At 70.8% G+C, this 19,595-nt stretch carries 18 protein-coding genes; 6 read left to right on the top strand and 12 right to left on the bottom strand.

Going from position 1 to position 19,595, the window contains the following annotated elements:
- Genes hsaD through ACTOWY_RS01605 form a run of 6 tightly spaced genes read right to left on the bottom strand, consistent with a single transcriptional unit; the run spans position 1 to position 6,318 of the window.
- On the bottom strand, positions 1–870 hold the full coding sequence (gene hsaD, locus ACTOWY_RS01580) for a 4,5:9,10-diseco-3-hydroxy-5,9,17-trioxoandrosta-1(10),2-diene-4-oate hydrolase (RefSeq protein ID WP_247757645.1): 870 nt from the start codon (positions 868–870) through the stop codon (positions 1–3).
- Positions 870–2,036, bottom strand: a complete 1,167-nt coding sequence (gene hsaA, locus ACTOWY_RS01585) for a 3-hydroxy-9,10-secoandrosta-1,3,5(10)-triene-9,17-dione monooxygenase oxygenase subunit (RefSeq protein ID WP_441307795.1) — start codon at positions 2,034–2,036, stop codon at positions 870–872. Before hsaA ends, hsaD begins: the two co-directional genes overlap by 1 nt.
- The gene (gene dmpG / locus ACTOWY_RS01590) at positions 2,033–3,052 is read right to left on the bottom strand and encodes a 4-hydroxy-2-oxovalerate aldolase (protein WP_441307796.1); all 1,020 of its coding nucleotides are present in this window, start codon (positions 3,050–3,052) and stop codon (positions 2,033–2,035) included. Before dmpG ends, hsaA begins: the two co-directional genes overlap by 4 nt.
- Positions 3,049–3,939 carry an acetaldehyde dehydrogenase (acetylating) gene (locus ACTOWY_RS01595; protein WP_441307797.1) on the bottom strand — a complete coding sequence of 297 codons (891 nt, stop codon included), beginning with the start codon at positions 3,937–3,939 and terminating at the stop codon, positions 3,049–3,051. Before ACTOWY_RS01595 ends, dmpG begins: the two co-directional genes overlap by 4 nt.
- Entirely contained in the window at positions 3,936–4,730 is a 795-nt protein-coding gene (locus tag ACTOWY_RS01600) for a 2-keto-4-pentenoate hydratase (RefSeq protein ID WP_441307798.1), read from the bottom strand. The genes ACTOWY_RS01595 and ACTOWY_RS01600 overlap by 4 nt, the downstream gene beginning before the upstream one ends.
- The gene (locus ACTOWY_RS01605; RefSeq protein WP_441307799.1) at positions 4,717–6,318 is read right to left on the bottom strand and encodes an FAD-binding protein; all 1,602 of its coding nucleotides are present in this window, start codon (positions 6,316–6,318) and stop codon (positions 4,717–4,719) included. Before ACTOWY_RS01605 ends, ACTOWY_RS01600 begins: the two co-directional genes overlap by 14 nt.
- Before the next feature lie 124 nt (positions 6,319–6,442).
- Here ACTOWY_RS01605 and kstD point away from each other — a divergent pair, with 124 nt between their 5' ends.
- The 6 genes from kstD to ACTOWY_RS01635 all read left to right on the top strand — a co-directional run bounded on the left by kstD (position 6,443) and on the right by ACTOWY_RS01635 (position 12,270).
- Positions 6,443–8,104 carry a 3-oxosteroid 1-dehydrogenase gene (kstD, locus tag ACTOWY_RS01610; RefSeq protein WP_441307800.1) on the top strand — a complete coding sequence of 554 codons (1,662 nt, stop codon included), beginning with the start codon at positions 6,443–6,445 and terminating at the stop codon, positions 8,102–8,104.
- Positions 8,104–9,240 (top strand): Rieske 2Fe-2S domain-containing protein, encoded by a 1,137-nt coding sequence (locus tag ACTOWY_RS01615; RefSeq protein ID WP_441307801.1) that lies wholly within the window; start codon positions 8,104–8,106, stop codon positions 9,238–9,240. The genes kstD and ACTOWY_RS01615 overlap by 1 nt, the downstream gene beginning before the upstream one ends.
- Positions 9,230–9,481, top strand: a complete 252-nt coding sequence (locus ACTOWY_RS01620; protein ID WP_441307802.1) for a hypothetical protein — start codon at positions 9,230–9,232, stop codon at positions 9,479–9,481. The genes ACTOWY_RS01615 and ACTOWY_RS01620 overlap by 11 nt, the downstream gene beginning before the upstream one ends.
- The gene (locus tag ACTOWY_RS01625) at positions 9,474–10,484 is read left to right on the top strand and encodes a 2Fe-2S iron-sulfur cluster-binding protein (protein WP_441307803.1); all 1,011 of its coding nucleotides are present in this window, start codon (positions 9,474–9,476) and stop codon (positions 10,482–10,484) included. The genes ACTOWY_RS01620 and ACTOWY_RS01625 overlap by 8 nt, the downstream gene beginning before the upstream one ends.
- Before the next feature lie 10 nt (positions 10,485–10,494).
- Positions 10,495–11,328 (top strand): MaoC/PaaZ C-terminal domain-containing protein, encoded by an 834-nt coding sequence (locus ACTOWY_RS01630; protein ID WP_441307804.1) that lies wholly within the window; start codon positions 10,495–10,497, stop codon positions 11,326–11,328.
- 141 nt (positions 11,329–11,469) lie between these two features.
- Entirely contained in the window at positions 11,470–12,270 is an 801-nt protein-coding gene (locus ACTOWY_RS01635; protein WP_441307805.1) for a nucleoside-diphosphate sugar epimerase, read from the top strand.
- Here the strand turns inward: ACTOWY_RS01635 and ACTOWY_RS01640 are convergent.
- From ACTOWY_RS01640 to ACTOWY_RS01665, 6 genes are read right to left on the bottom strand one after another with little or no spacing between them, the layout of a single operon-like run.
- A complete protein-coding gene (locus ACTOWY_RS01640) occupies positions 12,260–13,429 on the bottom strand; it encodes a lipid-transfer protein (RefSeq protein WP_441307806.1) in 1,170 nt (389 codons plus the stop codon). The two genes, ACTOWY_RS01635 and ACTOWY_RS01640, sit on opposite strands and share 11 nt — an antisense overlap.
- Complete coding sequence (locus ACTOWY_RS01645; RefSeq protein ID WP_247757658.1) at positions 13,426–13,821, bottom strand: MaoC family dehydratase; 396 nt, start codon at positions 13,819–13,821, stop codon at positions 13,426–13,428. Before ACTOWY_RS01645 ends, ACTOWY_RS01640 begins: the two co-directional genes overlap by 4 nt.
- Positions 13,821–14,711, bottom strand: coding sequence for a bifunctional MaoC family dehydratase N-terminal/OB-fold nucleic acid binding domain-containing protein (locus tag ACTOWY_RS01650; RefSeq protein ID WP_441307807.1), 891 nt, complete (start codon positions 14,709–14,711; stop codon positions 13,821–13,823). Before ACTOWY_RS01650 ends, ACTOWY_RS01645 begins: the two co-directional genes overlap by 1 nt.
- Positions 14,712–14,721: 10 nt before the next feature.
- A complete protein-coding gene (locus ACTOWY_RS01655) occupies positions 14,722–15,864 on the bottom strand; it encodes an acyl-CoA dehydrogenase family protein (protein WP_441307808.1) in 1,143 nt (380 codons plus the stop codon).
- On the bottom strand, positions 15,854–17,017 hold the full coding sequence (locus ACTOWY_RS01660) for an acyl-CoA dehydrogenase family protein (RefSeq protein ID WP_441307809.1): 1,164 nt from the start codon (positions 17,015–17,017) through the stop codon (positions 15,854–15,856). Before ACTOWY_RS01660 ends, ACTOWY_RS01655 begins: the two co-directional genes overlap by 11 nt.
- Positions 17,014–19,545: an acyl-CoA dehydrogenase family protein gene (locus tag ACTOWY_RS01665; RefSeq protein ID WP_441307810.1), complete on the bottom strand. Its 2,532-nt coding sequence runs from the start codon at positions 19,543–19,545 to the stop codon at positions 17,014–17,016. Before ACTOWY_RS01665 ends, ACTOWY_RS01660 begins: the two co-directional genes overlap by 4 nt.
- Positions 19,546–19,595 lie beyond the last annotated feature (50 nt).

Here is a 19,595-nt window from a genome sequence, read left to right on the forward strand (position 1 = left end):
TCAGTCCTCTCCGAGGAAGTCCAGCGCCAGCCGGTTGAACTCGGCGAACTTCTCCAGCTGCGCCCAGTGCCCGCACCGCCCGAACACGTGCAGTTGGGCCCGCTGGATCAGCTTGAGCGGCAACAGCGCGCCGTCCAGTGGGTTCACCCGGTCCTCCCGGCCCCACACCAGCAGCACCCGCTGCCGCAGCCGATGCGCCTCCCGCCACAGCATGCCGTCCTCATAGCTGTCCGGCCTGCCGAAGGATTTGCCCATCGAGGCCATGGCGCGCAACGACTCCGGCGTGCTCGCCACCGCGAACCGCTCCTCCACCAGTTCATCGGTGACCATCGCCGGGTCGAAGACCAGGGTGCGCAGGAACTCGGCGAGCTTCTCCCGGCTCGGCCCCGGCGGCGCGCCGAAGCGGGCCAGTTTTTTGACACCTTCGGTCGGGTCGGGCGCGAACACGTTGAGCCCCAGCCCACCCGGCGCCATCAGCACCAGTCGCCCGGCCCGCGCCGGATGCCGCAGCGCGAACCGGACCGCGGTACCGCCGCCGAGGGAGTTGCCGAGCAGGTCCGCCTTGCCGATCTCCAGGTGATCCAGCAGTGCCAGCAGGGCATCGGCGCTGAAGGTGAAGTAGTGCCCGGTGATCTCCGGCTTGGCCGAGTGCCCGAAACCGGGCTGGTCCAGCATGATCGTGCGATGCCGGTGGGCGAACACCGGCAGGTTGCGGCCGAAGTTGCTCCACGAACTCGCCCCTGGTCCGCCGCCGTGCAGCAGCACCAGCGGCGGGCCGTCCGCGGGTCCGGCCTCGTGGTAGTGCAGCCGCAGCCCGCCGACCTCGGCGTAGCGACTGGTGGACTCGAAACTGAGCACCGAGGCGGTCATCAGAACATCCCGTCCCGCACTGGAATGCCCAGCTCGTGCTTGCCGAACATCACCAGCGCGCGTTCCAGATCGTTGGCCGCGTGCGCCCGCGCGGCGTGCGCGTCCCGCCAGAACCGCGGGATCGGCAGCCCATTGTTGATCGCCTTTCCGCCCGCGGACTCGAACAGCCGGTCGATCGCCGCGATCGCCCGCCCGGTGCCCATCACCTGGTCCCGCCGGGCCCGCAGCCGCAGCGTCACCGGGATCCGCTCGTTCGCGGCGATCAGCGCCAGCTCTTCGTCCACAGTGGACCGCAGTTGCAGCCAGGCGGCGTCGATCTCGCCCGCCGCCTCGGCGATGCGCACCTGGGCGAAGCCGTCCTCGGCGGCCTTCTCGCCGAGGTAGGCGGCCCGGATCCGGGCCCGGGTGTGCCCGACGTGCGCCTCATACGCACCGCGGGCCATGCCGATGATCGGCGCGGTGATCGCGAACGGGTGCACGGTGCCGTAGGGCAGCCGGAAGATCGGCTCCGGGTTGACCTCCTGGCCGGGGCACACGCATGTGGCGGTGTGGCTGAAGCTGAGCGTGCGGTGCTCGGGCACGAACACGTCCTCCACCAGGATGTCGTTGGACCCGGTGCCGCGCAGGCCGACCGTGTCCCAGACGTCCACAATGGAGTAATCGGCGATTGGCAGCAGGAAGGTCCGGAAGTCCACCGGTTTGCCCTCCGGACCGATCACCAGTCCGCCGAGCAGCACCCAGGTGGAGTGGTCGCAGCCGGAGGAGAAGCTCCACCGGCCGCTGAACCGGAACCCGCCGTCCACCGGGGTGGCCCGGCCGGCCGGGGCGTAGGAGGAGGAGGCCAGGGTGTCCTCGCTCTCGCCCCACACCTCCTGCTGGGCCCGGTCGTCGAACAGGCCGATGTGCCACGGATGCACGCCGAGCACCGAGGCCACCCACCCGGTCGAGCCGCAGGCCGAGGCGAGCTGGGTGACCGCTTCGTAGAACACCACCGGGTTCGCGGCCGCACCGCCGTAGCGGGTGGGTTGCAGCAGTTTGAAGAAGCCGTTCTCCTGCAACGCTTTGATGGACTCGGTGGGAATGCGGCGCAGGTCTTCGGCCTCCTGCGCCCGGTCCCGCAGCGCGGGCAGCAGCTCGCGGACGGCGGCGGTCACCTGCTCGGTCATGAGACGATCCCGTTCTCTCGCTGGAGTTCCAGGGCGATGTCGATGAGCTGGTCTTCCTGGCCGCCTACTAGGTTGCGCGCGCCGGCCCGGACCAGGATCTGCGCGCCCGAGACCTGATGGCGGCGGGCCAGGTCGTCGGCGTGCTTGAGGAAGCTGGAGTAGACGCCGGTGTAGCCCATCACCAGGGCGAGCCGGGAGAGCAGGCATTCCTCGGGCATGGCCGGGCGGACCACGTCCTCGGCGGCGTCGGTGATGGCGAAGAAGTCGATGCCGGTGCGGAAACCGAGCTTGTCGGCCACCCCCACGAACGCCTCGGTCGGGGTGTTCCCGGCCCCGGCGCCGAACCGGCGGGCGCTGCCGTCGATCTGCCGGGCGCCTGCCCGGACCGCGGCCACCGAGTTGGCCACCGCGAGGCCCAGGTTCTCGTGCCCGTGGAACCCGACCTGGGCGTCGGCGCCGAGTTCGGCGACCAGCGCGGCCACCCGGTCACTGACCTGTTCGAGCACCAGCGCGCCCGCCGAGTCGACCACGTACACGCACTGGCACCCGGCATCGGCCATGATCCGCGCCTGCTTGGCGAGCACCTCCGGCGGCTGGGAGTGGGCCATCATCAGGAACCCGACGGTCTCCAGTCCCCAGTCCCTGGCCAGCCCGAAGTGCTGGACCGATATATCCGCCTCCGTGCAATGTGTCGCGATCCGGCATATACCGGCGCCGTTGTCCCTGGCAGCGAGGATGTCGTCGGTGACGCCGACGCCCGGCAGCATCAGGAAAGCGATCCTGGCCTGGCTCGCGGTCTCGGCGGCGACCCGGATGAGGTGCTGTTCGGGGGTGTGGCTGAAGCCGTAGGCGAAGGAGGAGCCGCCGAGTCCGTCGCCGTGGGTCACCTCGATCACCGGCACCCCGGCCCCGTCCAGCGCGGCCACGATCGCGCGCACCTCCTCGGGCGTGAACTGGTGCCGCTTGTGATGCGACCCGTCCCGCAGCGAGGTGTCCGTGATCCTGATGTCGATCATGCCCGCACCTCCGCCAGCTGTTCGCCGACCCGGGTCGCCGCGGCGGTCATGATGTCCAGATTCCCGGCATACGGCGGCAGGAAGTCACCCGCGCCTTCGACCTCCAGGAACACCGTCACCCGCGCCATGCCACCGGTCGCCGGACTGGGATCGTCGTACTGGGGTTCGTTGAGCAGCCGGTAGCCGGGCACGTACCCGGCGATCTCCGCGGCCATGGCCAGCACCGAGGCGGTGATCGCGGCCCGGTCGGCGTACTCCGGGATGGCGCAGAACACGGTGTCCCGCATGACCATCGGCGGATCGGCCGGGTTGAGCACGATGATCGCCTTGCCCCGTTCCGCGCCGCCGATCCGCTCGATGCCACGCGCGGTGGTGCGGGTGAACTCGTCGATGTTGGCCCTGGTGCCGGGTCCGGCGGAGACCGAGGCGACGCTGGCCACGATCTCGGCGTAGCGCACCGGCACGATCCTGGACACCGCGTGCACCATCGGAATGGTGGCCTGCCCGCCGCAGGTGGTGAGGTTGACATTGCCCGCCTCGCGGTGCTCGCCGAGGTTGACCGGCGGCACCACGGCGGGGCCGAGCGCGGCCGGGGTCAGGTCGATCGCGGTGATCCCGGCCTCGGCGTACCGCGGCGCGTTGGCCCGGTGCACCGCGGCGGAGGTGGCCTCGAACACCAGCTCCGGCAACTCGGGTTGGCCGAGCAGCCAGTCCACCCCGTCGGCGGAGGTGGCCAGGCCCAGGTCGGCGGCCCGCTTGAGCCCAGGACTGTCCGGGTCCACCCCAACCATCCACTGTGGACTGATCACCGGCGAGCGCAACAGCTTGTACAGCAGGTCGGTGCCGATGTTGCCGGAGCCGACGATGGCGGCGGCGGCCTTGGTCATGCCTGGCCCTCCTGGAACGTCAGGGACACGGTGCCGAGTCCGGTGAAGTCGGCGTGGAAGGTGTCGCCGGGACGGGCGTCGTAGGCCCGGGTGCAGGAGCCGGGCAGCACCACGTCCCCGGCGCGCAACCGCACGCCAAAGCCCGCCACCTTCCCGGCCAGCCAGGCCACCGCGGTGGCCGGATTGCCCAGCACCGCGTCGCTACGGCCCTTGGCCAGGACCTCGCCGTTACGGGACAGGCTGGCCCAGATCCGTTTAACGTCCACATGGGACGGTGGCACCCTGGCCGCGCCGAGCACGAACGCGGCCGAGGAAGCGTTGTCCGCCACCGTGTCCGGCAGGCTGATCCGCCAGTCGGTGATCCGGCTGTCGATCAGCTCGATCGCCGGGGCCAGCGCCGCGGTCCTGGCCAGCACCTCCGCCTCGGTGCAGCCGGGCGGCAGATCCTCGCCGAGAATGAAGGCCACCTCGACCTCCACCCGCGGCTGGCAGAACCGGCGCGGATCCACCGGCACGTCCTCGGCCAGGGCCATATCGTCCAGGAGGTGCCCGTAGTCCGGTTCGGTGACGCCCATCATCTGCTGCATGGCAGCGGAGGACAGCCCGACCTTGTGGCCCAGCACCCGCCGTCCCGCGTCCAGGCGCCGCCGGATGTTGAGCAGCTGGATCTGGTAGGCGTCCACCACGTCGATGCCGCGGTGACTGCGGATCAGCGGACTGATCGGTCTGCGCCCGGTTTCGGCCGCACGCAACAACTCCGCGGCGTCGACGCGCTGGTCAGCGGTGAGCACCGGACCTCCTGGTGGCGGCGAGGTGGGCCCCGGCGCGGCGGCCGGAGAACACGCAGTCGGCCAGGGACAGGCCGCTGACGTAGGAACGCGAGCAGAGGCCGACCGCGGAACGCCCGGCCGCGTACAGGCCGGTGATGGCCGAGCCGTCCGGCCTGCGCACCGCCCCGGTCCGCTCGTCCACGACCAGTCCGCCCAGTGGCAGCATCGGGCACGGGTTGAGCCGGTTGCGGATCGACATGTCCAGCAGGGCGAACGGCGGCCGGAGTTCCCTGGACAGCTCGGCGGGCCGTCCGGTCGGATCGGCGGCCCGGCCGCGCACCCGGTCCTGATGCGCTTGCACAGTGGCGCGCAGTCCGGCCGGGTCGACCCCGGCGCGGGCGGCCACCGACTCCAGGGTCGGCCCGGTGACCCGCGCGGCGAGCTGGGCGTAGGCCTGAAATCGTTGGAACCACAGTGCTTGCCGCGGCACCTGGCGGCGGGCCTCGGCCAGGATCGCCGCGTCCACCAGCAGCCAGCCGCGCCCGCGGTGCCTGCTGATCAACGCCTCGCCGACAGCCGCGCCGTAGCGGGACTCGTCGATCACCCTGGCCCCGTCCCGATCCACCAGCAGCCCGGACAGCAACGCGCTGGGCGGGCTGAGGAAACGCCAGGCGGACACCCGGTCCAGCAATCCGGTCGCCCCTCCCGCCTCGACGCCGAGCCGGATGCCGGAGCCGTCATCCCCAGGCGTGCCAAGGGCAAGCCCACCGCGATAGTCCGGCGCGTGCTCGCGCAGCATCTCCCGGTTCTCCGCGAACCCCCCGGCCGCGATGATCACCCCGGCGCTGGCGCCGATCCGGATCCGCCTGCCGTGCCGCCGTTCCAGCCCGGCCGCCCGCCGGTGCAGCACCCGCCGCAGCCACGGCAGGTACACCCCGGGTTTGGCCGCGTACCGGCTCAGCACCCGGTGCGCGAACCGCACCCAGCCCGGCGCGCGATCCAGGGTCCGGCATTCCACCCCGGTGACCCGCCCGCGCTCGACGATCAGTCGGCGCGCGGTGGTCTGGGTGCGCACGCGCGCTCCCTGACAGCGCACGGATTCGGCCAATGCGGTGAACAGCGTGGCCCCCGAGGTGCCGGGTCCCTTGGCGCGATGGCCGCGCGGGGCGGGCACGGCGTAGCGGCGGAAGGCGCCGGAGTTCTCGCTGCCGGAGAAGTACAGGTAGTAGCGGTTGTCCGGGTAGGAGGTCTTGTACGGGCACAGGCTGCCCTCGAACGGCACACCCTGGCGGCGCAGCCAGTCCAGGTGATCAGCGCTGGTGGCGCAGAAGCGGCGCAGGGTCTCCGGAGAGACCGCGTCACCGACCTCTTCGCGCAGGTAGGCGTGCATCGCCTCGACCGAATCGCCGACCCCCGCCTCGGTTTGGATCTTCGTGCCGCCCCCGGCGTAGACCACGCCACCGGAGATCGCGGTGGTGCCGCCGCCACTGAACCGGTCCACCACCAGCACATCCGCGCCACCGGCCGCGGCCTCGATCGCCGCGCACGCACCCGCCGCCCCGAACCCGAGGATCACGACCTCGGCACGGTCGTCCCAGGCTGTGGACACGGATCCTCCCGAAGCGCGTGTGCAACACGTTCTCTTCGCTCGATCGCAGCAATCTAAGCCAACCATAGCGTCTTGCCCCGAAAAAACTATAACCTGTTCCAGTCTGATGTTCGAGGGAGGTGGCATGGAGGTCGACCTCGTGGTGGTCGGCAGCGGGGCCGCCGGGCTCACCGCCGCACTGACCGCCGCCCAGCACGGCCTGACCGCACTGGTGGTGGAGAAGTCCGCCCGCTACGGCGGATCCACCGCCCGTTCCGGCGGCGCGATCTGGGTGCCGGGCAACTCGGTGCTGCGCGCGGCCGGGGTGACCGAAGCACCGGAACAGGCCGCGACCTACCTGGCGCACCTGCTCGGCGACTCGGTGGCCGAGGCCCGCTGGCGCGCGTTGCTCACACACGGACCCGACATGCTGGACCTGGTCCTCGCGCACACCCCGCTGCGACTGGCCTGGGTGCCCGGCTACGCCGACTACTACCCCGAGGCGCCCGGCGGAGCCCCCGGCGGCCGAACGGTCGAACCCCGGCCGGTCAGCGCGAACTCCCTCGGCGGCGAGGTCGAGGACCTCGAACCCCCTTACCTGAGCGCGCAGTACGGGCTGACCGTGACCGCGGCCGACTACCGCTGGCTCAACCTGGTGCTGCGGCATCCACGCGGGCTCTGGCGGGCCGTACGGGTGGGCGCGCGCAAACTGCGTGATGTGCTGCTGCGCCGGGAACCCGTGCTGACCATGGGCCAGGCCCTGGCCGCCTGCCTGCGCTCCGGGCTGGTCCAGGCCGGGGTGCCGGTGTGGCTGAACACCCCGCTGCTGTCCCTGGTGGTCGAGGAGGACCGGGTCACCGGCGTCCAGGTCGGCGGCGAGGAGGGCGAGCGGATCATCACCGCGCGGCACGGGGTGCTGCTGGCCTGCGGTGGTTTCGAGCGGGACGAGGAACTGCGCAGGCTGCACCACCGGGCGCCGAGTTCCGCCGAGTGGACCGTGGGCGCGGCGGGCAACACCGGCGACGGGATCGAGGCGGCACAACGACTCGGCGCGGCGGTGGAGCTGATGGACGAGGCGTGGTGGGGGCCCTCCATCCCGCTGCGCGGCGGCCCGTACTTCTGCCTGGCCGAACGCACCCTGCCCGGCTGCCTGCTGGTCAACGGGGCCGGACAACGGTTCGTCAACGAGGCCGCGCCGTACGTGGACGCGGTGCACGCCATGTACGGCCCGCCCGGCGGCCCGGCGGTGAACCTGCCGACCTGGCTGATCTGCGACCAGCGCTACCGCAACCGCTACCTGTTCGCCGGACTGCCGCCCCGCCAACCGTTCCCGGAGCGCTGGCGCACACTCGGCGTGGTCCGCAAGGCCGACAGCGTCGAAGCACTCGCCGGGCAGATCGAGGTGCCCGCCGACGCGTTGAAGTCCACTGTGGACAGATTCAACGGGTTCGCCCGCACCGGCCGGGACGAGGACTTCCACCGCGGCGAATCCGCCTACGACCGCTACTACGGCGATCCGCGGCAACGCCCGAACCCGTGCCTGGGCGCGGTGCAGAAGGGACCGTTCTACGCGATCCGGGTGGTGCCAGGGGATCTGGGCACCAAGGGCGGGTTGCGCACCGACGAGCACGCCAGGGTGCGGCGTGCCGACGACTCGGTGATCCCCGGCCTGTACGCGGCCGGGAACACCAGCGCCGCGGTGATGGGCCGCACCTACGCCGGGGCGGGCGCGACCATCGGCCCGGCGATGACCTTCGGCTACCTGGCCGCGCTGGACGCGGCACGGACCAAGGCAGGAGGAAGCTGATGACCGCGACAGCCGACGAGGTGCGGTTGATCGAATCCGGCGCGCCGCCGGCCAGGTTCGCCCGCGGCTGGCACTGCCTGGGCCTGGCCTCGACCTTCCGCGACGGCGAACCCCATCCGGTGGAAGCCTTCGGCACCAAGCTGGTGGTCTTCCGCGGCGAGGACGACCAGCTGCACGTGCTCGACGCCTACTGCCGGCACATGGGCGGGGATCTGAGTCAGGGCACGGTAAAGGGCGCCGCCATCGCCTGCCCGTTCCACGACTGGCGCTGGTCCGGAAATGGTCGGTGTGTGGAAATCCCTTACGCCAAAAGGGTTCCACTGCGGGCCCGCACCCGGTCCTGGCTGACCTTGGAGCAGAACAAGCAGCTCTTCGTCTACCACGACCCGCAGGGCAAACCGCCGCCGGAGCATGTGGTGATCCCGCGGATCGAGGGCGCGTACAGCTCCGAGTGGAGCAACTGGACCTGGGACTCGGTGCGCATCGACGGCTCGAACTGCCGGGAGATCATGGACAACGTGGTGGACATGGCGCACTTCTTCTACGTGCACTTCGCCTTCCCCACCTACTTCAAGAACGTCTTCGAGGGCCACATCGCCAGCCAGTACCTGACCACCCGCGGCCGACCGGACGTGGCGGTGGCCTCCAACTACACCGGCGATGTGCAGGTGCGCTCCGAAGCCTCCTACTACGGCCCGTCGTACATGATCAACCACCTGGCCAACGACTACAAGGGCACCGTGATCGAGACGGTGCTGATCAACTGCCACTACCCGGTCAGCGCCAACTCCTTCGTGCTGCAGTGGGGCGCGATCGTGAAGAAGCTGCCCGGCCTGACCGACGAGCACGCGGACAAGATCGCCGGCAAGTTCGCCCGCGGCATTGGCGTGGGTTTCCTGCAGGACGTGGAGATCTGGAAGAACAAGGCCCGCATCGACAATCCGCTGCTGTGCGAGGAGGACGGGCCGGTCTACCAGTTGCGCCGCTGGTACGACCAGTTCTATGTGGACACCGAGGAGGTCACCGAGGACATGGTGCGGCGCTTCGAGTTCGAGGTGGACACCAGTCGCGCGGTGGCCGCGTGGGAGCGCGAGGTGGCCGAGAACCTGGCCCGGCGGGACGGCGATGGGCAGTGACCGCGCGGACTACCTCACCGGCGGCCTGCGCCCGCTGACCTGTCCCGGCTGCGCCACCGAGGTGCTGGTGAAGAAGAACAGCCCGGAGCACACCAGCGTGCAGTGGACCACCGGCACCTCGGCCTGTCCGGTGCTCAGCGGCGCGGACCGGCCGAGTGCGCAGGTGCCCGGCTGTCCGCGGTTGCGGGCCGGGATCGAGGCGGCGGTGGCCCAGGGCGGGCTGGCGGTCTCCGATGGCTGACCGGGGCCACCGGCTCCGGGTGTCCACTGTGGTCAGTGAGACCGCCGACGCCCGCACCCTGGTGTTCGAGGTGCCACCGGAACTCGCCGAGGTGTTCCGGCACCGGCCCGGCCAGTTCCTGACCCTGCGCATCCCCGGCGAACGCGGGGAGATCGCCCGCTCCTACTCGCTGTGCAACGGCCCCGGCGAACCACCGGCGGTCACGGTGAAGCGGGTGGCCGAAGGCTACGGCTCGAACTGGCTCTGCGACCGGATCACCGCGGGCGCCGAACTGGACGTGCTGCCCCCTGCTGGGGTGTTCACCCCGCCCTCGCTCGATGAGGACCTGGTGCTGTTCGCGGGCGGCAGCGGCATCACCCCGGTCATCTCGATCATCGAGGCGGTGCTGGCCAACGGCTCCGGCCGGCTGACCTTGTTCTATGCCAACCGGGACGAGCACTCGGTGATATTCGCGGCGCGACTGCGGGCGCTCTGCGCCGCCCACCCGGACCGGCTGCGGGTGCTCCACTGGCTGGAGTCCGTGCAGGGCCTGCCCACCGTGCCCGCCCTCCGCGCCTTCGCCGGGCCACTGACCCGCTGCCGGGTGTTCCTGTGCGGGCCGGGCCCGTTCATGACCGCGGTGCTCGACGCATTGTCCACTGTGGATATTCCTGAAGACCGGATCCACCGGGAGATCTTCCTGTCCCTGGCCGACAATCCGTTCGCCACCGCACCCGAGGCGGACGCGGACGCCGCCGTGGTCGAGGTCGACCTGGACGGCGAGACGCACACCCTGCCCTGGCCACGGGAACGCAAACTCCTGGACGTGCTGCTCGATCACGGCCTGGCTGCGCCGTACTCCTGCCGCGCGGGCGCGTGCAGCGCGTGCGCCTGCCGCCTGCTCGACGGCAAGGTGACCCTGGCCAGCAACGAGGTCCTGGACGAGGAGGACCTCGCCGAGGGGATCATCCTGGCCTGCCAGGCCCTGCCCGCCGCCGATTCGGTCCGGATCAGCTACGAGTGACGGGAGCGCCATGCCCATCGACCCCGACCGCGCGATCGGCGCCGAGCTGCCGCCGGTGGAGTTCTCCTGGTCCGCCACTGACGTGCTGCTGTACCACCTGGCCCTGGGCGCGACCGAACTCCCCTACACCTACGAACCCGGGCTGCGGGTGCTGCCCACCTTCGGTGTGGTCGCGCCGACCCTGCACGTCACCGCCCCGCCCACGGTGTCCTACCCCGGGGTCGAACTGGACCTGACCAAGGTGCTGCACGGCGAGCAGTCGATCACCCTACGCCGGCCCATCCCGGTGGCGGGCACCGCGCGCGTGGTGACCAGGATCGTCGCGGTCTACGACAAGGGCGAGTCCGCGGTGGTAGTGCAGGAGTCCACAGTGGACATCGACGACGACCCGCTGTTCAGCACCCGCTCCAGCATCTTCGCCCGCGGCGCGGGCGGCTTCGGCGGCGACCGCGGCCCGTCTGCCCGCTTCGCCGCGCCGGAACGCGAGCCGGACGCGGTCCTGGACACCCCGACCCTGCCCCAGCAGGCCATGCTGTACCGGCTCTGCGGCGACCGGAACCCACTGCACATCGACCCGGCCTTCGCCGCCAAGGCCGGTTTCCCGCAGCCGATCCTGCACGGCCTGTGCACCTACGGCATGGTGGCCAAATCCATTGTGGACGGCATGTTGTCCGGTCGGACAGATCGCCTGGCCGGTTTCGGCGCCCGGTTCACCGGCGTGCTCTACCCGGGCGAGCCGGTGCGCACCCGGGTCTGGCGGTCCCCGGAGTCCTGGACCTTCGTCACCACCGCGCCGGAGCGTGCGGAATCGCCGGTGCTGACCGGGTCGCTGATCGCACTCTAGCCGCCCCGTATCCAGCCAAGGTCACGATCCTGTTGCGGGGCACCGGACCAGGCAAGAGCGGGCAGGCTACCCCGCCCGCTCGGGCAGGTGCAGAAAAATTCACTTGACCTCCACCACGCTGTAGCTTCTAGCGTCAACGGCATGAGCTTTCTGGTGGTCGGCGAGCCCGGTCCGATCAGTGACGAGGTCGAGCGATTACTGACCGAAGCGGGTGTTCCGGTCACCCGCCGCGGCCTGGGTTCGGCCGAGGAACTGCGGGCGGCCGCGATCGGCTGCTTCGCGGTGTTCCTGGACTGGCCCTACGACCGGGCGAGCGCGGAGTACGCCGCCGCTGACTCCGCCGTGGACGTGGTGGGCGCGCTGGCCGGGGAGGGCCGCCGGTTCGTGCTGCTGTCCACGCACGCCGTCCGCGACCACGAGCCGCCCGCCTCCTTCCACGGCACCCTGGAGTTGCTGGTGCGGGCCGCCACCGAGGACTGGACCGCGTTGCGGATCAGCATGCCGGCCTCGATCACGCTGAGCTGGATCGAGCAGCTGCGCGCCACCGGTGTGGTGCGCGGCCCTTATGCCCAGGCGGCGCGCACCCTGGTCGACGAACGGGATGTCGCCGAGGTGGCGGCCCGGGTCCTGCTCGACGGCGGGCACGCGGGCCGGGCCTACTACGTCACCGGCCCGGCCGCGCTGACCCACGCCGACCGGGCCCGCATCCTCGGCGAGACCTTCGGCGAATCCTGGCGGTACCAGGAGGTTCCGCGCGCGGAGTTCCGCGAGCAGCTCCTGGCCACCTGGTCGGCCGAGCACGCCGACGGCATCCTGGACCACATGGCCGAGCAGGTGGACAATCCGGAACGCCCGACCGACGTGGTCGAGCGGATCACCGGTCACCCGGCGCGGTCGCTGGCCGAGTGGGCCCGCGCGCACGCCGCCGCGTTCACCCGGTGAGCACCAGCGCGCTGGTCGGCACCCCTGTCCCCGCGGTGACCAGCACATTGTCCACTGTGGACACCTGATTCACCGCGGTGCCGCGCAGCTGGCGCACGCCCTCGGTGATCCCGTTCATACCGTGCAGATAGGCCTCGCCCAGCTGGCCGCCGTGCGGGTTCACCGGCAGCCGCCCGTCGATCTCGATGCCGCCGTCGGCCAGGAAGTGCCGGGCCTCACCGGGTCCGCAGAATCCCAGTTCCTCCAGCTGCACCAGCACAAACGGCGTGAAGTGGTCGTAGAGCACCGCGACCTGGACGTCCGCGGGCCCGATCCCGGCCTGCCGCCACAGCTGTTCGCCGACCACCCGCATCTCCGGCAGCCCGGCCAGTCCGTCCCGGTAGTAGCTGGTCATCACGAACTGGTCCGGTCCACTGCCCTGTGCCGCCGCACTGATCACCGCGGGCGGCTGCCGCAGGTCGCGGGCCCGCTGCGCGCTCACCACCACCAGCGCCACCCCGCCGTCGCTTTCCTGGCAGCAGTCCAGTAGCCGCAACGGTTCGGCGATCCAGCGCGAGGACTGGTGCTCGGCCAGGCTGATCGGCCGCTGGTGGAACCAGGCGTTCGGATTGGTCGCGGCATGCCTGCGCATGGCGACCGCGACCCGCCCGAAATCCTCGGTGCTGGCCCCGTAGTCGTGCAGGTACCGCCGGGCGAACATGGCCACCATGGCCGCCGGGGTGGCCAGTCCCATCGGGTAGTGCCAGCTGTTGTCGACCCCGTTGGTATTCGGCTGTTGCGCGGCCGCGGCGTGCGCCAGGCCGAACCGGGTGCCGGAGCGTTCGTTGAACGCCCGGTACACCACCACCACCTCGGCGACCCCGGTGGCCACCGCCATCGCCGCCTGCTGCACGGTGGCACAGGCCGCACCGCCGCCGTAGTTGATCCGGCTGAAGAACTTCAGCTCCGGCAGCCCCAGTTCCCTGGCCACCGCGATCTCGGCGTTCCCGTCCATGGTGAAGGTCACCAGACCGTCCACATCGGACACATCGAGTCCGGCGTCCCCGAGTGCGGCCCGGATCGCCTCCACGGCCAGCCGCAACTCGCTGCGGCCGGAGTCCTTGGAGAACTCGGTGGCCCCGATCCCGGCGATGGCCGCCGCCCCGGACAACGGACTCATGCACTGCCTCCCAGCTCGAACCGAACGGTCCCGGTCACGTGGTCGCCAAGCCGGCAACTCCCCACCACCGACACGACAAACCCGTTGTCCCCGAAGGTCTCCTCGACCCGGCCGCGGAAGGTCAAGGTGTCATAGGCGTAACACGGCACCCCGAGCCGGATCGCGATGCCCCGCACCAGCACCCTGGGCCCGCCCCAGTCGGTGACGAACCGCTGCACCAGCCCGGTGGTGGTCAGGATGTTGAGGAAGATGTCCGGCGAACCCCGCCGGATCGCCGCGTCCCGGTCGTGGTGCACGTCCTGGTAGTCCCTGGTGGCGATGGCGGTGCTGATGATGAACGTCGGCGTGACCTCGATGGCCAGCGGCGGCAACTCGACCCCGGTCGCGATCATCACGGCACCACCCGCCAGGCCGGGATCGAGAACTCCCCCTGCCGCTGGAACTCCACTGTCACCGACTGTCCAATGAGGACTTCATCCGGTTGCACGCCCACCAGTTCGCCCACCATCCGCGGCCCCTCCGCCAGTTCCACCAGCCCGATCACGAACGGCCCCGAGTGTCCCGGCACCGGCGGGTGGTGGTGCACCACGAAGCTGTAGACGGTGCCCCGCCCGATCATCACTGCGAACTCCGGCCGCAACTCGTGACACCGCGGGCACATCGGCCCCGGCGGATGCCGCAACTGTCCGCACGCCCCGCACTTCTGCACCCGCAGTTCACCCACCGCCGTACCGGCCCAGAAGAACTCGGTGTCCCGGCTCACCAACGGCGGAATCCCGGCCGGCGGCGGTGGTGGTGTCGGCCGGTACTTGAACACCCGGAACGACATCTCCGCCACCGCCTCGGCGCCGGAGTACCAGATGTTGTGCACCGTGACGAACCAGCCCTCGCCCAGCGCCGTCCGTTTGGGCCCGGCGACCTGGTCCAGCCGGGTGCTGATGGCCAGCTCCTCCCCCGGCCGCAGGTAGCGGTGGTAGGTCTGTTCGCAGTTGGTGGCCACAATGGACGGATAGCCCGCCTCGTCCAGCGCTTCCAGGATCTGCCCGAACGGATCGTCCGGATCCCGTTCCCCGTGCAGTCCCATCATGGTCCAAACCTGGGCCATCGCCGGCGGCGCCACCTCTGGGTAGCGCGGATCGGTGTCCCCGATCGCCTCGGTCCAACTCCGGATCATCGGCTCGTTGACCGGATCCCGCCCGAACCGCACCCCGCCGACCCCGGTGGCCATGATCCGCGCCGCCGCAACCCGCACCAGCTCGTCACTGTCCACAGTGGATGTCATCCCACTCCCTTCACCGGGGCGGCCTGGGCAACCCGAGCCCAGCGGTCACGATCAGCTCACGCTGAATCTCATTGACCCCACCACCAAAGGTCAGCACCAGATTCCGCTTGGCCTGCAGGTCCAGCCACCGCATCAACTCAGCGGTGTCGGGCGCAGCCGGATCCCCATACCGCCCCACCAGATCCAGCACCACCCGACCAACCCGCACCACCAGCTCCGAGGAGAACACCTTGGTGATAGAGGCATCCGCGACATCCACTGCCCCCGAGGCCGCCGCCACCTGCCAGTTCAACAACTCATTGACCCGCATCCCCACCCGAGCGAAAGTCAGCTCCCGCTCAACTTCCCCAGCCACCCCATGCGCCGCGGCCCAGGCGTCAAAGCGATCCAGCAACGCGGCCACCCGACCCGCTGGCCCCAACATCACCCGCTCGTGGTTGAGCTGCATGGTGATCAGCCGCCACCCCGCGTTCTCCGCCCCCACCAGCCGACTCACCGGCACCCGCACATCGTTGTAGTAGGTGGCGTTCACATGATGCGCACCGTCACAGGTGATGATCGGCGTCCACCCAAACCCCGGATCCCGGGTGTCCACAATCAGAATCGAAATCCCCCGATGCCGAGCAGCCCCCGCATCAGTCCGACAGGCCAGCCAGATGTAGTCCGCGTCATGGGCCCCGGTCGTGAACACCTTCTGCCCATTGACCACATACTCATCCCCCACCCGCACCGCACTGGTCCGCAACGCGGCCAGATCGGTCCCCGCCTCCGCCTCGGTGTACCCAATGGCGAAATGCAGCTCCCCAGCCAAGATCCGCGGCAGAAAGAACTCCTTCTGCTCCGCGGTCCCCAACGCCTGCAACGTAGGCCCCACCGTCTGCAACGTCACCCCCGGCAACGGCACGTCCGCCCGGGCGGCCTCATTCACAAAGATCTGCTGCTCAATCTCCCCAAACCCCCGCCCCCCATACGAAACCGGCCACCCCACCCCCAGCCACCCGTCCCGCCCCAACCTCCGCACGATCGCCCGATAGGTCGGCCCATGCCGCTCAGTCCGCAAAACCTCCCGCTCCGCAACAGAAACCAGCCCCGAGAAGTACTCCCGCAGGTCGTCCCGCAACGCCACCTGCCCCGCACTCAACTCAATAAGCACGCAAGCCCCCCAAAAACCGCGTCAGGTCCCGCCCCAGCGCCGAGTACCGATGCAACGGATACCCCACATCCAGTCCCAACCCCCCATGCAGGTGATGACACACCTCCAACGCCCCCAACAACTTCTCCCCCACCCAATACCCCACGACATCCACATCTCCCCGATCCCCCACCCCCGCCCCCACGCTCCAGCAAGCGGCCCGGTTCACCACCTCAACCGTCCGAGCCACCACCCGAACATCCGCCACCTGCATGGCCACCGCCTGAAACTCAGCCAAAACCCGCCCAAACTGCCGCCGCGACCCCACATGCGCCACAGTCAGTTCCAACGCCCCACCCAGCAACCCCTCCCCAAAAGCACAACCCCCCACCACGCCTAGCCACCGCACCTCCGCCAAAACCCGCCCACTCCGATCCTCCCCCAGCAACCCCATCGGCTCCGCCCCGGAGAACCGCAACGTGCACTCCAACCCCCCAGCGGAGGTAGGCGTCCCCACCACCTCAACCCCCTCACCCCGAAGATCAACCAAAGCCACCCCAAGCCCCCCATCCCCAAGCCGCACCCCAACAAGCCCCCACCGAGCCCATTCCCCAAACGGAACCCCGACCTTCGTCCCCACCAATCCCCGTTCCCCCCACACCACCTCCCCACGCCCCACCGCCCCGGTCAAACCCCCACCCCCCAACAACAACTCCTGCTGGGCCGCCGTCCCCAACCGCGCCACCGGCAGTACCCCCAACGCCACATGCGCCACCCCCGGCGAAATCACCCCACCCCGCCCCAGCTCCGTCAGCAGAACCGCAGCCTCAACCACGCCAAGCCCAGACCCACCCAACCGCTCAGGAACCGCCAGCGACAACAAATCCGCCGCCCTCAACCGCTCCCACAACCCAGCCCACGACTCCCCAGCCCCGCTCTCAACTCCTGCCCCACCAACCCGCTCAACCGCCGCCAGCCCGCCAACCCCCGTCTGCCCCGTACCCGCTCCCACTTGCCCCGCCCCAGCCAACGCGGAACCCCCAGCCACCCGCCCAACCGCCGCCAGCCCAGCACCCCGCCCGCCCTGCTCTCCTTCCTCCCGATCTCCTTGCCGCACCAGGCTTCTCGTCAACTCCCGAACCGCGACCTGAGTCTCGTCAAACTCAAAATTCACCGCCCCTTCCCCTCTCCCACAGCCCCATCCCTAGGCAACCCCAGCACCCGTTCCCCCACCATCGTCAGCAGCACCTGCGTCGTCCCCCCGGCAATGCTCAAGCACCGGCTCAACAGGAACCGGTGCACCTCAGCCGCATCCCCCACCGCGGCCCTCTCCCCCAACAACTCCGCCGCCACCTCCGCCACGTCCTGCCGATGCCGCACCCCCACCAGCTTCCGCACCCCGGACTCCGCCCCCACCTCGCCACCGGCCACCGCCCGCTGGGTGGCCCGAAGATCCAGCAACGACAACGCCAACCCGTCCACCACCAACCCCCCAACCCGCTCCGCCAGCACCGGGTCCGCCAGCAGTCCCGCCCGCTCCGCGAACGCCAGCACCTCCTCCACCGGCTCCCCCAACGCCGACCCCCGGCTCATCGCCACCCGCTCATCGGCCAACGTCCCCCGCGCCAGTCGCCACCCCTCCCCCGGCTGCCCCACCACATCCGCGTCCGCGACGAACACCTCATCCAGGAACACCTCGGCGAACCGGGTATCCCCGGTGATCTCACGTAACGGCCGCACGGATATACCGTCCGACCGCATATCCACCAGGAAGTAGGTCAACCCGCGATGCCGCGGCACCGCGGAATCCGTCCGCGCCAGGCAGATCCCTCGATCCGCCCGATCCGCCAGCGAGGTCCACACCTTCTGCCCGCTGAGCAGCCACCCGCCGTCGGTCCGCACCGCCCGGGTCCGCAACGAGGCGAGATCCGACCCAGCCCCCGGCTCGCTGAACAGCTGGCACCACCGCACCTCCCCGCGCAACGTCGCCGTCACAAACCGCTGCCGCTGCTCATCAGTGCCATGCCGCAACAACGTCGGCGCCGCCCACCCCCCGATCACCAGATCGGCCCGGCCGACCCCCACCCGAGCCAGTTCCTCCGCCACCACCAACTGCCCCAAAGCCCCCAACCCCAGCCCATAGGGCCGAGGCCACTGCGGCGCGAACAACCCGGCCGCCACCAACGCCCCGCGCCGATCCCCCTCAGCCAGCGCGGCAATCCGCTCCGCCGCCGCCCGCACCCTCCCCCGAAGCTCCCCAACCCCCAGCTCACCGGCACTCGGGCCAACCCCAAACCCCATCCCACCGGCGCCGGAACCAGCCTCTCCGTCACCAACGGCCCCAAACTCCGCACCGCCAGCACCAACCCCAGGCCTCCCAACACCAACAGCCCTGCCCGTGGCAGAGCCAGCCTTCCCACCACCCGCCGTCCCAAGCCCGGCCCCGTCCGCGCTCGCCCCACCCACTTCCCCCTGATCCCCCCTCCCGCTGCCAACCCGATCCGCCCCGCCGTCATCAACCCCGCCCGCACCGCCCTGGCCCGCACTCCCGCCCGCCACCCGCTCACGGCCCACCGCACCCAGACCCTCACCCCCGACGGCGACCTCCCCCTGGCCCCCGCCGTCGCCCACCTCAACCCGCAACCGCCGCCGAACCCCCCGCCCCGCCAGCACCGCGGCCCGCCCGCGCCACCGCACCCCACTCAGCCACTGCCGCAACACAAACGCCCGCCGCAGGTACAAATGCGCGTCGTGTTCCCAGGTGAACCCGACCCCGCCCAGCACCTGCACGCAGTCCTTCGCGTTGGCCACCGCCGCGTCCAGCGCGACCGCCCCCGCGGCCGCCGCCGACAGCGACACCGCGGGCGAGTCCTCCTCCACCGCCCGAGCCGCGTCCCAGGCCACCACCGCCGCCCGCTCCGATCGGCACAGCATCTCCGCGCACAGGTGCTTGACCGCCTGGAAGGACCCGATCGGCCGCCCGAACTGCTCGCGTTCCCTGGCATATCGGCTCGCGATATATACGCACCACCGAGCTATCCCGGCCGCCTCCGCCGCGGCCAGCACCACCGCCCGGTCCAGCACCACTTCCCGGCTCAGGTCCGGCAGCACCCGGTCGGCCGGGACCACCGCCACCACCTCGACCTCGGCCAGGTCGCGGGAGAAGTCCGTCGCGGGCAACGGCCGTATCCCGGCCTCGCCCGGCGTCAGCAGGATCCACCCGGTCTCCCCACCCACCGGCACCAGCAGCACGGCGTCCGCACTGGCCCCCAGCACCGGCCCGGTCGCCCCGGTGACCAGCAGCCGTCCGGCGGAATCCCGTTGCGCGGTCAGGGTTCCCGGCGACAGCGCGACCGCGGCGGGCATGCCACCGACCACGGCGGGCAGCAGCTCGCGGACGCCCGGATGATCGGCGAGCACCAGTCCGGCCAGCGCGGTCGGCAGGATCGGCCCGGGTATCAGGGCCTCGGCAGCGGCTTCCAGGGCCACCGCCAGGTCCACCACGGTGCCGCCGGCCCCGCCCAGCTCCTCGGGCACCGCGATCCCGGTCAGTCCCAGGTCGACAAGGCCCGGCCACAGGCGCCGCCACGCCGGGTCGCCGCGTTCCTGCGCGCGCACCGCGGCGATGGCGCCCGCGCCCTGTCCGTAAGCGAGCACGGACTCGTGCAACGCCTGTTGCTCCGCGGTGACCGCGATCGGCACAACACCTCCAGGCGAACCGAAGATGTAGAACGTGTTTCACTTTGCCGGAC

Origin of the sequence: Crossiella sp. CA198 (assembly GCF_052078295.1) — a bacterium.
Taxonomy (GTDB): domain Bacteria; phylum Actinomycetota; class Actinomycetes; order Mycobacteriales; family Pseudonocardiaceae; genus Crossiella.